Genomic DNA, 14,499 nt, shown 5'->3' with positions numbered 1-14,499 from the left:
TTAACGTAACATAGCCTTCAATTGATTGTGCACGGCTTTAACCGGCAGGGTCAGGGTTTCGGTGATGAAAGTCTGCGTCAACAACGGGTTTATTTTTTTCATATCCGGCAGGATTAAGGGTTCAATGAGGGTTCCTTTGACCAGCAAGGGAATGGCGCCGCCAAGTAGTTGCTGAATTTTATCCGCGTTCTCATTTTTAAAGATCACCTTAGCCAACAGAGCCCCGGACAGCGAATAATCAAGCAGGTTGATTTGGCCGCCGCCTTTCAATTGCAGGCGGTTGGTCTGCAGAACGAATAAGTGACTGTTTAACAACCCGTTCTCAATCCGATACTGCGAGGCCATCAGCTTAAAGTCGGTATTGCCCTTAAAGAAAGCCGGGTTAGTCAACGTTTCCTCGGGTTTAGCTGACTGGTCCGCGGCGGATTTATTGAGAAAAAGAGAATTAATCCGGGCATTGGTTTCCTGAATCATCTGGTTGACGTTCATTGCCATTAATGTGCCGTCTTTGACAGTGACATTGCCTTTACCACTAATGGACTGAGGCCATTTGAAATCCTGCAGATCAATTTCCGTGTGCAGAGAAAAATCGAGACGGCCTTTCAGCAGCTTCCTGGCAAAAAGGTCATGAATCAGCTTATTGCTGTCCAAATCGGTAGCCGTTTGGTTTATGTGAAGCCTCGCCTGTTGCGGATCATAGTGCAAATCGCCTACTGATTCGCCGCGATAAAGGCTTAAGGTGAGGGGGTTTAAATCAAGAACCCCTTCTTTGTAGGACGTATTCGCCTGCAGGCGATCGACTTTCAACTGCTGAATGCCCAGGTCCAGCAACGTCAGTTGCCCAAACAAGGGCAGGGATTTTAACTGGACATCCGAAAGCCACTGCGTCGTCAGTCGGGTGTTTCCCTTAAACAGGAACTGCGTGTGCAGGAAGGGCTGCCCCTTTTTACTGACGGTGACCCTGCTTTTTAACTGGAAGGGGAAGGACTGTTGCCGCAGGTTGAATTGCTCCGCGCCAATCTGCAAACCGGAAAAGATCACCTGACTCTGGTCGCGGGTTACGATTAATCTGCCATGGCTGAGCATTACGTTTTTTATGGCAAATTGCTGCGCCAGCGGTTCCATCTCGTGGGCCGGCTTTGCCTGCGCCGGGGGATTGATACGGCCTGCACGCTGGTCAATCGCGACAGTAAAGCCATCGACGTTCAGTTCGCTAAAAACGAGATTTCCCCGTAACAATTGCGTCAATTTAAGATTAAGCAGAAGGTTGTCGATGGTTACGGCAAAAGGAGAGGCACTGCGCGGGTCGCCAATCTGGACGTGCGTTATCTTGATTCGCGGTCTCGGAAAAACATGCCAGCTCACGTCACCCTTGATTTCCCCGGATTCGTTCGTCAGCCGTTGCAGTTCTGCATTAACATAGGCCTTGATGGTGTCTGGTTTGAGGGAGTTGACTATGCCCCACATCACGACACAGGCCAGAAACAGGGGGATCAAAAGGGCAAGGACCAGTTTTTTGAGGGTGGTCATGATTTAACAACAGAATAAAAACCGCAAGCATATACAATACGCCATGACTGTCAAGTGAACAAAAAATTTTTATACCCTCGCAGCATCCGCTTCTGACCCCTGTTTTTTCTTTTTTGAGGGGTGGATAGACCAGGTAGGTTAAAAAAATATATTGCAATTTAATTTTGGTGGAGTTAACCTGATAGTCTTCCCCCAAGAAAAGTGGAAGACAAGGCGTTTTGATTTTGCTTTAGTTTTACTCAGGATGAGTCAATTAAAACAAGGAGAGCGTCATGCAACCAAGTCAATGGGAAATAATTGTTCTCAAACCTACTAAGGTTTTTTTATCTTTCCTGGCCGCTCAAATAAACGACATCGATTTACCCGATTTACGTTTGCTTCAAACAGACAACACGGCTTATGTTATACCAAAACAAACGAATGATGAAGAGACTTTAAACGAAATTGAACGTCATTTTCCTACAATGTTCAGACACGAAATCTGCCGTTGGTTGGGGAAAGAGGCACGTAACGACATCGAAGGCAGTTTCCTGGATTTTCTCTGCTGCTTTAAATTCGAACTGCATTCCCATATCGTACTGATGGAAGACTCCGTGGCAGAAGGTCGCCAACTGCTTCGTGTCCGACCCCGTTCCGTGTTATTGAAATGGATGAAAACGGCAGTTGAGGATGATCACGAATTGTCCAATGTGCTTGAGCGAGTCAATATTTCGCACCTGGCGGAAAATGCGACGGTGGTGATTAAGAATTTCGATCACCTCGCTGAAATCAAACCCTTCCTGAAAGAATACTACCGTCCCATTTTCGAAGCGGAAATGCTGCGCATGTGCGATCGGGAAGAACAATGGCCTGACATTGATTCCTACCAGGCATTCAGCCGCTACTTTACGGTTGATATCCATACGCAATTGATTCACTTGCAATAAGGAGAGTGAGCATGGAACCAGTCACTATTGCTATCATCTGCGCGGCGGTATTTGGTGTAGTCGGTATTCTTGCCGCTTTCATTCGACAATTATTAATCAGCCGGGATAAGAACTTAAACGATCAGGCGCAATTGCGTGCGTTGGCGCAGGAAGCGGCAGAATTAAACAAACTCCGCCAGCAAATGGCCAGCAATAAACGTTTTGACTCTCATTATCAGGCTTTAGGCTCCAATAAAGAAGCCATTCAATACCTTGATCAAAAGATTGAAGAGATCCTTAAAAAGAAAGAAGAACTGATCCATCGTTATGCCGAGGTGGCGATTAGGGAATCGGAAACCATCATTTCCGGCGAACAAGCGCCTGGGCGTAAGGAAGCCTGCGATAAGCTTAAACGCGAAATCGACAAGGAAATCGAGTTTTACGACAATGAGCTTGCCTTGCTGCAAAAACGCCGCGCGGCACTTTGGGACAGCCATTCAGAATTGCAGGATTACCTGCTTGATCAGGAAGGGCGTCGCAATCGCCATCTGGATACCATTTATCAGCGCCATACGGGCCTATTGGAAAAAATTTATCTGCGCCATAATTACAATAGCGAACATGTCGCCAGAGACAGTTTAAAATCAACCACGTCCACGTTTAAATCGGCGCTGATGTTGCCTTTAGAGTTCTTGCTGGGCTTTTTCAGAATATCCAGCGGCATTGATCCGGAACAAGCCAAAAAAGAGGCTCAACAACGGGAAGACGTGGCGGAGGCTGAAACGGACATTAATGAAAGCGACGAAAACACCAAAGAGGACACCAGCGACAATTCAGCCGATGACGCGTCAACGGATGAAAAAACGCCTCTCAGGAAACACCCTAAAAAAGTGGAATTCGCCATTAACTGATATAAGCCACGGCAAACTCACAATTGGAAATTTTTAATTGTGAGTTTTCCCATGCACAGCGTTCAGAGCTTATTTCAAGGTCTTGGCAGTAGATGATCCGCTATCCAATGAAAGAGTTTTCTTGGCAGAAATCGCGGTAAAACGCTAAGTAAAAAGAATATGTCGTTGTTAGTATAAATTTCAAATTTTTTTTGGCGGCATTTTTTTAATATTCGAGCTGCAATAACCTCGACAGGCTTAGCTGCTGATCGAGCACTGTTGGTTTTCATCCAATCCGGCATCTGGGTTAATTCACTGGCGTATTGCGGTGTGTCAATATCGCCCGGGCAGGCCACGTAAACAGCTATATGACCTAACAGTTCCCGCCGTAAGGCGCTGGCAAAATTAATTAGCCCCGCTTTGGACGCTCCATAGGCGGTGTATCCAGCCAAGCCAACAAGCCCTGCCGCGGAAGAAATAAATAGTATTTTAGCTTTTTTATTCCGGGTCATGTGGTCAAGAAATACTTTGGTAGAGAGCATGCTGCCTAATAAATTAATGTTTAATACCTCTCTCAGTTTATTGATATCGGATTCCTGCAGCGTGCTGACATAGGCAATGCCTGCGTTAATAATTAAAAAATCCAGGGTTAGGCGGTGGGTTTTTAAATGGTGAATAACGGGCTTAAATGATTCGTAATCAGAGATATCGGCGGTAAACCCGATGACATCCAATGAGCCCGTCGCTTTAATGGCTTCGACTGCCGCACCCAGTTTTTTAGTATCGCGGGCAATGATCAGGATTGAATAACCTGCTTGCGCCAGATTTTTAGCGAATTGCAACCCCAAACCAGAGGAGCCGCCCGTGATTAAGGCAAGAGGCCTTTTATTCATTTAATCTCCTTACCTATGGCAAAAGCATATCACCAGGAGGTGCAATTCACCGATCTGATTGCCGACACGTCGCCCATACCTCTTCAATGCATTCACAGAGCTTGTTGATGTCTTCCTGAGTATGCTGTGCCATTAAACTGATTCTGAAGCGTTGTTTGTCTTTGGGAACTGCCGGGTATTCCGAGGTATTGATAAAAAGACCTCGGCTATGGAACACGTACCTTGCCTGCTTCCTATCCATGTCGTTGGGAATCATCAGAGGGAAAATGGCTGATCGGGCATCGGCATGCAACAGCCCCATTTGTTTCAATTTATCGGACAAGTAGCGAATATTGGCATGCAATTTTTCCCGCCGCCAGGGCTCATTCTCAATCAGATCCAGCGCGGCCAGAACGCTGGCGACCATGGGTGGAGGAGGTGAAGCAGAAAACATGTAGGAGCGGGCCATAAAGCGTAGAAATTCGACAATTTCTTTTTGGGCTGCGACAAATCCACCATTCACGGCAATGGCCTTGCTGAATGTACCCATGTGGATATCTACTTCCCGACTTACATGAAACAATTCGGCAGTGCCACTGCCGTGTTGTCCAAGAATGCCTGTGCCATGCGCATCATCAACGATAAGCATTGCTCCCCTGGCGTGACAAACGTTGACTATTTCATCGAGAGGCGCCAAGTCGCCGTCCATCGAGTAGACTCCTTCAACGCCCACATAAATGTCCTGAAATTGTCCATTGTCAAGACTTAATTCCTCAGCCAATGAGGCTGCCTGATTATGGCTAAATACCATCGACTTACTGCGTAAGGTTTTCACCCCTTCAATAAAAGAAGCATGGCTGTACTCATCGAACACCAACAAATCATGCGGTGTAACCAAGGCATTGAGCATTCCACCATTGGCAGCAAAGCCATTAGGAAATACTAACGCCGTTTCCTTTTGTTTAAATGCTGCCAGCCGTTCCTCCAACTGCGCATGCAGCTCGGTATAACCGCTTAATAAGGGAGCACTGCCAATACCAGTGCCATATTGGTTTATTGTTTCAATCACTTTGTTTTTAATGTAGGGGTCATTGGCAAAACCGAGGTAATTGTTTGATCCAAACATCAGCATCTTTGTCTTTTCATTGGTAAACGGATCCATGATTGTGACTTCACGATCCTGCGGTGAAGTCAGGGGGCGCATCAGATAGCGTCTGACCTCTCCGTATTCTGGGGGCATCGGGCAGAACAAGTTGGCGCGCGCCATCAAAGGCATTTTTTTGGTATTATCAAAAATGTCAATGGGGGGAGGGGAGCCTGAGTCATCCTCGGTTACTGGACTTTTAAGCCCATGCAGTCCAGGAGCATTGTTATTCGGGGGCTGCGGCAACTTATCCTTCAGGGGATTCCGGGATAAAAACAGGGACAGGGTGCGTATTGTTGGGTAATCGTTGAATAGGCTATCCGGCAATTCCCTATCCAGCATAATCTCAAGCTCACTTAAGATGGACATCAGGTGGATCGAGTCAAGGCCAAATTGGCTAAATGGGCAATCCAGCGCAACCTTTTTCTGATCATAATGGCGGATTGTAATAATTTTATCCCTTAACCAGTGCTGAATACTCTCTTCACTGATTTCTTTGTCATGGATTCGAATTGATTTCACTACAGCACGCCTATTTGACATAGCAGTATCCGCCTTTTTTACAATTCATTCTTCTCGTATTTGTTTTTTATTATGATTCGCCGTTTTTTGCCGCTGGTTGTTTTCTTTATTGCCTCAGAGTTGACTAATTTTATTTCGGACACGGTTAACTTGAAATGAGTGTTTACTACCGTTTGAATTTGGTTGATTAATTGTTCCTGGCTGTCGTTATCCAATAATTTGACACCGGCTATGATCACCAATTCCTCTTTATTGTTTCTTTCTGTCCCAAAGGCAATGGTTGAACCCAAACGAAGGGTAGGAATTGATGTTTCAATTTTTAATTCGATGTCCTGCGGATAATAATTATGTCCATTGATGATAATCACCTCTTTCATTCGGCCGGTAATGAAAAGCATTCCGTCTTTAAAAAAGCCATAATCCCCTGTTCTTAAAAATGGCCCTTCGCCTGTGTTGAGATAAGCATGAAAAATTCGGTCGGTCTCCTCTGGAAAATTCCAATACCCTAAAGCGACGCTTTCCCCAGTTACCCATATTTCGCCTACGGTAAGTTCGGGACAGATGCTGTTATCGGCAGGGTTAACGATTTCAATCCGGTAGTCACTCGATGGGATACCCACTGTGATCAATGATTTAGCTATTTGACCCGGGACAGATTCAATGATTTGGTTTCTGGCAAGACTGGCGGAATCCAGCTGATAGACGCCATGGTTGAATTCCTGATGATAGATTGAAACAAAAAGCACAACTTCTGCCATGCCATAACAAGGCCCATAAAAATTTTTATGAAAGCCGCAGACTTTGAATTTCTCGTAAAAGCGTTCCAGGGTTTCCGTATGGATTGGTTCTGCACCGCAGGCCGCTAAACGCCAGCCCCTTAGATCCAACTCGGACAATTGATCATCACCGATCCTGTCTACACAGTAATCATAGGCAAAATTAGGCACTGAGCTGATAGTCCCCTTATAGTCTGATAAGAGCTTTAACCACCGTAGAGGGTATTTTAAGAAGGAATTTGGATTCATCAACAAGGAGGTGTAGCGACAAAAAACCGGCGCGAGTATGCCGCCTATCAATCCCATGTCATGGTATGGCGGCAGCCAGTACACACTGAAATCATCCTGACACATCCTGCATTCACGAGTAATGATCTGCATATTCGCAAACAAGTTGCGATGCGTCACCATAACCCCTTTGGGTTGTTGGGTTGACCCTGACGTGTATTGCAAAAACGCGACATCATCCAATTTTACCCCATTGCCTTTGTCATCTAAATCATTGTCCTTTGAATCATCGATAACAATCAGGCGTAGTTTTAAAATGTCGTTGATTTTAGTCAGTGTTCGCTGCTGGTCAGTTGGTAATAACGCAACAGGGCTCTCTAAATTACTCTGTTGCATTTTTAGCGTGTCTAAGACGGAGGATGTCGTAAGCACATGCCCCGGTTTTGCATTTTGACAAATGAGGTGTAACTTATCAATTAGAGGAGCATTGGTGGGTGGAAAGCAGGGAACGGCAATCATACCCGCCCTTAAGCAGGCAAAATAACCGACGATAAAGTCAATGCCAGGGTGACATAATAAAATCACCCGATCCTGCAAAGTACCCTCTGCTATCAGCCGATTGGATACCGCTCTCGCACGCAATTCCAGCTCTGAATAAGTGACTGATTCATCGAGTTCAGTTCCGGATTTAGTGAAAAGGAATGCGACTTTTTGGGGAACTTCCAGACTGGCCTGCTTCAATACGTTGTAAAAACTGTTCATATTTATACAAAAGGTAATGATCCCACAATAAGGTTAAGACTAATATTAATTTATATTGTCCTTTTATATGTAAAAATTGTGTAAATTTTAATCTAATTTCTAAGGGTCCTTGGTTTTATACACTGTTCATCAGGCGAGCGACTATAAAAGCCCCGACAAGCCCAGACATGGCTTGCTTTGCCCTATCTGCTTAAGCAACTATGCCCTATAGACCAGGGCATTGATGTTCATTCCCGCACCAACAGAGGCAAAAAGGACATTGTCGCCGGACTGGATGCTATGATCAGGAAGTTTTCCCTTCAATATCAGATCAAGCAACGTGGGCAGGGTGGCGACAGAGCTGTTACCCAGCTTGTTGATTGTCATTGGCATGAAATTTTCCGGAAGAGGACTGTGATGAGTTTCACAGACACGCTTCAAAATGGCTGCGTCCATTTTCTCATTCGCCTGATGAATTAAAAGTTTGCTGATTTGGGAAAGTGAAAGGTTGGCTTTTTGCAGGCATTGGGTGATGACGATGGGTACGGTTTTTACAGCGTACTCATATAATCGTCGGCCATCCATTTTTAAAAATTGCGCGCCAGAGGTGTCATGGACATCATAACCAGGACCCATATGTAACAGTGTATTGGCATCAAGAAAGGTGTCGCTTCGGCTGGCATGGGCCAGAATACCGGCCGCTTGGCCTCCCGGTTGCGCCTCCAGAATCACAGCACCAGCACCGTCGGCATAAATCATGGAGTCGCGGTCAGCGGGATCAGCAATGCGTGACAGGGTATCGGCGCCAATGACAAGGATACGCTTGGCGTCGCCTGATTTTAAGTAATACTGGGCTTGTATGACGGATTCAAGCCATCCCGGGCAGCCAAAAATCATGTCGTAAGCAATACAGTCAGGATTTTTTATTTTCAGTGAATGTTTGACCCGTGATGCCAGGGAAGGGACTAAATCAAGGCGGTGTAAGACGGGGTCAACGTTGCCAAAATTATGAGCCAGGATGATGTAATCAAGGGTTTCTGCATCAATGCCTGAACAAGTCAATGCATTTTCTGCGGCAAGGAAGGCAATGTCAGAACAGAGGAGATGATCTTCAATATAGCGTCTTTCTTCAATATTTGTAATATGTTTAAATTTTTCAATGATTTCCTCATTGCTATTGGAAAAAGTCATCCCGTTTTTATCGTAAAAACGGTGCTCCATGAAAAAAGCATTGGGAATTTTTTTTGAGGGTATGTAAGAACCTGTGCCAACAATCATAGTATTAGACACTTCAGTCATTCTATTCTCCTCGGTTCGCTTATTTCATCCCGCAGACATTCCTGGTCCGGGAGATGACTATACTGCTGTCATTTTAGCACATAGGATAAAGTCAATGCATTTGCTCTGGATACCTCGATACGAACTGGCGTGGTTCAACTCATGAAAATTAACAATGGTCAAATCCGCTAAAATAGTGCATAATTCAACCAATGATATCAGAGGATGATCCAAGTGGTTTATATTAGGCGTGACAAAAGCGGTCAAATCACCGCTATCACCGAGCAGGGGGATGACCAGGCAGAGCAATTGCCTCTCGATAATCCGGAAATTATCGAATTCCTCAGTCGTTGCGAGGGCCACGACCGGTATAAGCTCATCCAGTCCGATCTGCAATTGATCCGGGTTTTGGAAGACTTGATTGACGTTTTAATCAGTAAAAATATAATTACAATAACCGATTTTCCTAAATCTGTTATTGATAAGTTATTGGCCCGCCAGAGTATTCGCAAACGTTTAACTGGCGCTATTGGTATGGAGTTTGGGGATGATCAATAAATTTTTTCGCAGTGCTGTTTTCTCGTTGTCGTTACTTTTTTTACCTTCGCTTCACGCAACCAATCTGGATGAGCTGCTGCCGAATGAGCGCAATACCATTGAGGTCTTTCAACGCTTTTCGCCCAAGGTTGTCTATGTGCATCGCTTAGCCAATGTCATTAAACCGACGGCCAATCATGCCTACCAGAAAGCGCATGTTCCTGCCGGCGCGGGTTCCGGCTTTATCTGGGATGAGAAGGGGCATATTGTCACCAATTACCACGTTGTCCATGGCGCGGATCAATTGAGCGTCACCATTGATAACCGGACGGTCCCCGTCAAAGTCATTGGTTCTGAGCCCCGTAAGGACATTGCGGTATTGCAGATTACCTCACCCCAGGTGCTTGCAAAATTAAAGGGGTTTAAACCGTTTGAGTTAAGCCGTACCGGCGATCTTCTCGTGGGGCAAAAGGTTATTGCTATCGGTAATCCCTTTGGCCTGGATCACAGTCTGACGATTGGGGTGATTTCCGCCTTGGGCCGTCAGGTGCCCGGAGCGGGCGGGGTGACGATTCGCGACATGATTCAAACCGATGCGTCAATCAATCCGGGTAATTCCGGCGGCCCCTTGCTCGATTCAAAAGGGCGATTGATTGGCATGAATACCGCGATTTATTCCAATTCCGGTTCATCAGCCGGTGTGGGCTTTGCGGTGCCGGCAGATGACATTCAGCGTATTGTACCGCAACTGATTAAAAATGGCCGTGTGGTATTGGCCGGTATTGGCATCCAGCGTGTGGAGCCCAGTATCGCTAGCCGCCTTGGCATTGTTAAAGGCATCCTGATTGCCGATGTACTGCCCAATACGCCGGCAGCAAAGGCAGGCCTGCGCGGGACGCATCGTGACAATTGGGGACGGATTCAACTGGGCGATATCATTGTTGCGCTGAACGGCCATCCTGTAAAAAATTACGATGCGCTTTATAATCTGCTGACGGATATTCAAGTGGGTGACGCCGTGAATCTGACCATTAACCGCCATGGCAAACAAATCACTCAGAAAATCAAAACCATTGATATCGCAGCCTATTAATTCCTTCCTGTCGGGCCCTCCGGGCCCGATTTGCTGTCAATAACCGTATTGCTCGCGATACGCCTGCATCCGTTTCACTTCTTCCTTCGCGCCTTCTTCGTTCAAATACTCCACCAGGTCAAAAAACGTCACGATGGATAACACCTGAATGCCCTGGGCTTCAATTTCCGCCACAGCCGAGGTGTTGCCCGCACCACGTTCGCAACGGTTGAGTGCAATCACGACAGTGGATAATTGCCCCCCGTGCGTGTGGATGTGGTGTTGCGCCTCGCGAAAGGCCGTGCCTGCTGAGATCACGTCGTCAATCATGACGGTCTTGCCTGAAAGGGGCGCGCCGATTAATAGACCGCCCTCGCCATGATCCTTGGCCTCCTTACGGTTAAAGGTGACCGTGGTATTAACGCCGCGCTCAGCCAGAGCCACGGCGGTGGCAGTCGCTAGGGGAAGGCCTTTGTAGGCAGGACCGAACAGGTGTTGGCAATCAATGTGATGATCAATAATCACCTTCGCATAAAAATGGCCAAGGTGGCGCAGCGAGTCACCCTGATAGAACAGGCCAGCATTGAAGAAATAAGGGCTTTTCCGTCCGGACTTCAGGGTGAATTCACCGAATTTAAGTACATCGCAGGCTAAGGCCATGCGAATAAACTCTTTTTTAGAGTAAGTCATCATAGAATTGTTCATACTGTTCAAAATAACGAGCCTCCACCGCAATATTAAAAAAAATCGTTAACAATCAACAAAAAACTGATATGCTAGAGGTATGCCAGTTGGGTCTGGCATGACGACGTATCCATTGTAGCGCAAATTTGATGGTATCAGGGTATTCCTTAAGGGTTGTCCGTGCAATTTGAACTGGAGTGGATGCTAAAGTATTAGTTCTACCCTTCCAGGTAGAGGAGCTAAAGACAAAGGGGATAGTGAATGTCGCAAAGAGAAAGTGGCCATGTTAAATGGTTCAATGAAAAAAAAGGATTTGGATTTATTGTCAATCAGCAGGGTGATGACATATTTGTACATTACAAAGATATCCAAGGCTCTGGATTTAGAACTCTCCATGAAAACGATACCGTAACTTTTATTCTTGACAAAGGTCCCAAGGGATACAAAGCACAGGATGTTGTGATTGTCAGCGAATAAGTCTTTGCGAAAGCTGCAGATGGTTTAAATCTGCAGCAGCTCAATGCCCTGGCTTGACCACCCCTCTTAAGAATCGCTATGATCGAATTTCCATGATTGTGGCAGCGGGGAATATCAGGTGAATGCGAATGAACGGGTTGCGGTGATTACTGGCGCTGCCAGCGGTATTGGTTTGGCATTAACTCAGGCCTGTATCAGGCGAGGCATCCATGTGGTCATGGCTGACAATGCTGTCAGTACGCTGTGTGATCAGGTGGAGCAACTCAGTGCGGCAACCTCTACCGAGGTGCTGGGTGTGGTGTGTGATGTGTCGCGTCCGGAAAGTTTAAGGCACCTTGTTAAACAAACCTTCGAACGCTTTAACCGGGTGGATTTGCTGTTTAACAATGCCGGTATCAGCGGCCACTTCGCCCCGGTGTGGGAATTAACCAGCGAGCATATCCGTAAAGTCATGGATGTGAATCTATTCGGCGTCATTCACGGGCTTCAGGCTTTTTTACCTGTGCTGTTCAAGCAGGACCATCCCTCTCATGTCATTAATATGGCCAGTTTCTATGGTTTATGCAGCGGCTCGCAAATGGCGGCCTATGCCATGTCCAAACATGCCATTGTGGCCTTGTCTGAATCCCTGCACTTTGATTTGCAGCGGTTAGAGAAACCAGTCTCTGTGTCGGTGGTTTGTCCTTCCTTTGCCAATACGCCGCTGTTATCCCATTCCGCACCGCTTCATGTCGACACGTTGCATACCATGCTTGAAGAATTAATTGCCCGCAGCCGCCCTGCTGAAGACGTGGCGGAGCATATCCTCAAGGAGGTCGAAAAAGGTACTTTTTACATCTTGCCTGATCGGGAAGTAAAGGAGTATTGTGAACAACGAACGCGAGCGATCATCGAACAGGAGCCGCCCCATCAGCACAGTCTGGAAAAGATAATTTCCTCATTAAGCCGCCGCGCCGCGTTGAGGGAAGAGAAAACCAATCATTAATGGGCTTTAAAACTATTCAACGGACGCTAATCCTTAAGCTAAGGAAAGAAACATGAAAATTGCATTGTTTACTTTTGTTTTAACGGTTTTATCATCCTGGGCTTATGCCGATGATTACAAGGTCTACTGGCGTTGCCTCGATGGCCATTTGGAAGCGATGGAAGCCCATGCGAAATTAAACGGGGAAGAAACGCCGTTGTATATTCATTATCAATCGACAAAACAGCCGGCCTGGCAATCGACTCCCATCAGTTTAAGAAGCCTGGTGAATCTGCCGCTTAACACTCAAAACGGTGATTTTGTCGTGCTTGGGAACAAAAAACAATGGTTACTGAATTGCGTGGGTGAAGTACATCATAATCCGGTTTATCACCATGGGAATGTGATTTTCAGCGTGACCCGCAATGCCTACAGCTGCCCATTAATTCCACAGGAATGCCAGGCTAAACCAGCCAGTCAGTAAGCAGAAACGCCTTAACCCATGCGTCAAGGCGTTAGACAGTCGGGGCCGTCAAAGAAATTGAGCGGGCCGTTTGTTTTCATCCCGCGTAGGAGAGGCGATGGCTGTTGTGCTTGAGGTCTGTCTTAACAAAGGCTTTTCGGGCAAAGGATAAGTGGCGGGTCTGTAAAACTGCCAGGCAATGGGTTCTGATTTTTTCTCTTCACTGACAGGAATAGCCGCCTCGGCGGCGTTCAGGCTTTCTTCAGAGACCGGTGAAATTGAAACAGGGGGAATGGCGGGCAACGCACTGGTTAAAATCGCCAGATTATCGCCGGCATTCTCTGTCTGCAAAGCCTGATTGCTTGATTCTGGATGGCCGTGGGAAGGCTCAGAGGGGGGCTGTGCTGAGGTATGCGGCACAGAGCGCTGCCTCAATAAATGAGAACGGTCATTTTCTGTCGCCGGTTTGGTAAACGAGTGCCACGAAGCGCTTTTTTCGAGCACCAGGTCGCCATCGGTCGGCTGAGTAGAGGCTGCAGCCGCTACGGGTAGAGGTTGTTGTGCCGCTAAGAGTTGGCAGTCCGTGATGCAATCCAGATTAACGGTCAGTACAAAATTACTCTCTTCGGCTTCCTTGTAAGTGTGAATCGGCCTGCCTTTGCCATTAGCGGGCGATTTCTGTTGGAATCGCACGGACTCCAGCGTATCAGCCGCCAGGCGTTTGACCGTGGCTTTGTATTTTTTGTCTAGTTTTCCAGTTCCCTGAATAGAGGGATAATCTTTCAGGGAGCCTTCCCCGCAATAGCGTTTAATACGCAGGCAAAGGTTACTGGGAAGCCGATTAGGATTTTGCTGAAAATAGGCGTGCAGCTTTTCCAGGATATCTTCCCGATCATCATAAAAATAAAAATCCAGGGCGTCTTTGGGATGCTGTTTGGCGAACCGATGGATTTGGGCATAGAGCAGCGTCAACTTGCTCTGGTCGTGCAGCCAATCTTTAAACGGGCCATTTTTCATCTTTTCCTGATCATAATGCAGGTTGTCTTTGTCCAATAAGCTCAGGGCTTCATTAAAGGATTCTCCCGCTTTGCGCTGATGGTAGAGATCAGTCAGCAGGAACTTGTCGAGTTTTACCTTTCGAAGCTTGTCTTTTAAATAGGCAGCCAGTTGCATCAGGTGCGGGAAGGCAGATCCTGTGTCATTTTTGTACGCATTGGCGCGATCATCACTAACGGACTGGCGGTTGGTACCGGCATAAAGCGTGGTGCTGTCATAGCCTTCGGCATTGGTTGCAATGAGATCCAGCAGGGCTTTATTGGCTCTAATGACCTCTTTGTGGCGATGAAAATCGTCGTTAAAAATTGCCCCATCAAAATCCAGTGAAATCGCACGAATTAAAGCCATAACATCTCTTTT

Annotated in this window: 14 protein-coding genes; 7 read left to right on the top strand and 7 right to left on the bottom strand. The window is 46.6% G+C overall.

Annotated elements, in window-relative coordinates; genetic code table 11:
- Entirely contained in the window at positions 1-1,530 is a 1,530-nt protein-coding gene (locus tag DYE45_RS09615) for an AsmA family protein (RefSeq protein ID WP_108292879.1), read from the bottom strand.
- A gap of 272 nt (positions 1,531-1,802) precedes the next feature.
- Between DYE45_RS09615 and DYE45_RS09610 the strand changes: the two genes are divergently transcribed.
- The gene (locus tag DYE45_RS09610) at positions 1,803-2,456 is read left to right on the top strand and encodes a hypothetical protein (protein WP_108292877.1); all 654 of its coding nucleotides are present in this window, start codon (positions 1,803-1,805) and stop codon (positions 2,454-2,456) included.
- Positions 2,457-2,467: 11 nt separating this feature from the next.
- Positions 2,468-3,346: a hypothetical protein gene (locus DYE45_RS09605; protein ID WP_115300839.1), complete on the top strand. Its 879-nt coding sequence runs from the start codon at positions 2,468-2,470 to the stop codon at positions 3,344-3,346.
- A 74-nt stretch (positions 3,347-3,420) separates the two neighbouring features.
- Here the strand turns inward: DYE45_RS09605 and DYE45_RS09600 are convergent, their stop codons facing one another.
- The 4 genes from DYE45_RS09600 to DYE45_RS09585 all read right to left on the bottom strand — a co-directional run bounded on the left by DYE45_RS09600 (position 3,421) and on the right by DYE45_RS09585 (position 8,907).
- Complete coding sequence (locus DYE45_RS09600; RefSeq protein WP_115300838.1) at positions 3,421-4,218, bottom strand: SDR family NAD(P)-dependent oxidoreductase; 798 nt, start codon at positions 4,216-4,218, stop codon at positions 3,421-3,423.
- Between the two features lie 46 nt (positions 4,219-4,264).
- Positions 4,265-5,863 carry an aminotransferase class I/II-fold pyridoxal phosphate-dependent enzyme gene (locus tag DYE45_RS09595; protein WP_160160714.1) on the bottom strand — a complete coding sequence of 533 codons (1,599 nt, stop codon included), beginning with the start codon at positions 5,861-5,863 and terminating at the stop codon, positions 4,265-4,267.
- 38 nt (positions 5,864-5,901) lie between these two features.
- Positions 5,902-7,629, bottom strand: a complete 1,728-nt coding sequence (locus DYE45_RS09590) for a fatty acyl-AMP ligase (protein WP_115300836.1) — start codon at positions 7,627-7,629, stop codon at positions 5,902-5,904.
- Positions 7,630-7,827: 198 nt separating this feature from the next.
- Positions 7,828-8,907: a 3-oxoacyl-ACP synthase III family protein gene (locus DYE45_RS09585; protein ID WP_115300835.1), complete on the bottom strand. Its 1,080-nt coding sequence runs from the start codon at positions 8,905-8,907 to the stop codon at positions 7,828-7,830.
- A 204-nt stretch (positions 8,908-9,111) separates the two neighbouring features.
- On the opposite strand from DYE45_RS09585, the gene DYE45_RS09580 reads away from it, so the two are divergent.
- Complete coding sequence (locus tag DYE45_RS09580) at positions 9,112-9,444, top strand: hypothetical protein (protein WP_370447869.1); 333 nt, start codon at positions 9,112-9,114, stop codon at positions 9,442-9,444.
- The gene (locus tag DYE45_RS09575) at positions 9,434-10,516 is read left to right on the top strand and encodes a S1C family serine protease (RefSeq protein ID WP_115300834.1); all 1,083 of its coding nucleotides are present in this window, start codon (positions 9,434-9,436) and stop codon (positions 10,514-10,516) included. Before DYE45_RS09580 ends, DYE45_RS09575 begins: the two co-directional genes overlap by 11 nt.
- A 36-nt stretch (positions 10,517-10,552) precedes the next feature.
- Here DYE45_RS09575 and pyrE read toward each other — a convergent pair whose 3' ends face one another.
- The gene (pyrE, locus tag DYE45_RS09570; protein ID WP_108292915.1) at positions 10,553-11,185 is read right to left on the bottom strand and encodes an orotate phosphoribosyltransferase; all 633 of its coding nucleotides are present in this window, start codon (positions 11,183-11,185) and stop codon (positions 10,553-10,555) included.
- 255 nt (positions 11,186-11,440) lie between these two features.
- Between pyrE and DYE45_RS09565 the strand changes: the two genes are divergently transcribed.
- The 3 genes from DYE45_RS09565 to DYE45_RS09555 all read left to right on the top strand — a co-directional run bounded on the left by DYE45_RS09565 (position 11,441) and on the right by DYE45_RS09555 (position 13,104).
- Complete coding sequence (locus DYE45_RS09565) at positions 11,441-11,656, top strand: cold shock domain-containing protein (protein ID WP_058531354.1); 216 nt, start codon at positions 11,441-11,443, stop codon at positions 11,654-11,656.
- A 118-nt stretch (positions 11,657-11,774) separates the two neighbouring features.
- On the top strand, positions 11,775-12,641 hold the full coding sequence (locus tag DYE45_RS09560) for an SDR family oxidoreductase (protein WP_115300833.1): 867 nt from the start codon (positions 11,775-11,777) through the stop codon (positions 12,639-12,641).
- Positions 12,642-12,693: 52 nt separating this feature from the next.
- Positions 12,694-13,104 carry a hypothetical protein gene (locus DYE45_RS09555; RefSeq protein ID WP_108292867.1) on the top strand — a complete coding sequence of 137 codons (411 nt, stop codon included), beginning with the start codon at positions 12,694-12,696 and terminating at the stop codon, positions 13,102-13,104.
- Positions 13,105-13,152: 48 nt separating this feature from the next.
- Here the strand turns inward: DYE45_RS09555 and DYE45_RS09550 are convergent, their stop codons facing one another.
- On the bottom strand, positions 13,153-14,487 hold the full coding sequence (locus DYE45_RS09550; protein ID WP_108292865.1) for a hypothetical protein: 1,335 nt from the start codon (positions 14,485-14,487) through the stop codon (positions 13,153-13,155).
- Between the last annotated feature and the right edge of the window lie 12 nt (positions 14,488-14,499).

The sequence above is a fragment of the Legionella taurinensis genome (genome assembly GCF_900452865.1).
Lineage (GTDB): Bacteria > Pseudomonadota > Gammaproteobacteria > Legionellales > Legionellaceae > Legionella_C > Legionella_C taurinensis.
The sequence above is the reverse complement of the archived record's forward strand: the minus strand, read 5'-3'. Positions and strand labels throughout refer to the sequence as shown.

Bases quoted from the DNA above. Each gene is read 5' to 3' on its own strand.
- DYE45_RS09555 (WP_108292867.1), top strand. From the start codon at position 12,694: ATGAAAATTGCATTGTTTACTTTTGTTTTAACGGTTTTATCATCCTGG.
- DYE45_RS09590 (WP_115300836.1), bottom strand. From the start codon at position 7,629: ATGAACAGTTTTTACAACGTATTGAAGCAGGCCAGTCTGGAAGTTCCC.
- DYE45_RS09565 (WP_058531354.1), top strand. From the start codon at position 11,441: ATGTCGCAAAGAGAAAGTGGCCATGTTAAATGGTTCAATGAAAAAAAA.
- DYE45_RS09585 (WP_115300835.1), bottom strand. From the start codon at position 8,907: ATGACTGAAGTGTCTAATACTATGATTGTTGGCACAGGTTCTTACATA.
- DYE45_RS09600 (WP_115300838.1), bottom strand. From the start codon at position 4,218: ATGAATAAAAGGCCTCTTGCCTTAATCACGGGCGGCTCCTCTGGTTTG.
- DYE45_RS09580 (WP_370447869.1), top strand. From the start codon at position 9,112: ATGATCCAAGTGGTTTATATTAGGCGTGACAAAAGCGGTCAAATCACC.
- DYE45_RS09615 (WP_108292879.1), bottom strand. From the start codon at position 1,530: ATGACCACCCTCAAAAAACTGGTCCTTGCCCTTTTGATCCCCCTGTTT.
- DYE45_RS09575 (WP_115300834.1), top strand. From the start codon at position 9,434: ATGATCAATAAATTTTTTCGCAGTGCTGTTTTCTCGTTGTCGTTACTT.
- DYE45_RS09605 (WP_115300839.1), top strand. From the start codon at position 2,468: ATGGAACCAGTCACTATTGCTATCATCTGCGCGGCGGTATTTGGTGTA.
- DYE45_RS09610 (WP_108292877.1), top strand. From the start codon at position 1,803: ATGCAACCAAGTCAATGGGAAATAATTGTTCTCAAACCTACTAAGGTT.
- pyrE (WP_108292915.1), bottom strand. From the start codon at position 11,185: ATGACTTACTCTAAAAAAGAGTTTATTCGCATGGCCTTAGCCTGCGAT.
- DYE45_RS09550 (WP_108292865.1), bottom strand. From the start codon at position 14,487: ATGGCTTTAATTCGTGCGATTTCACTGGATTTTGATGGGGCAATTTTT.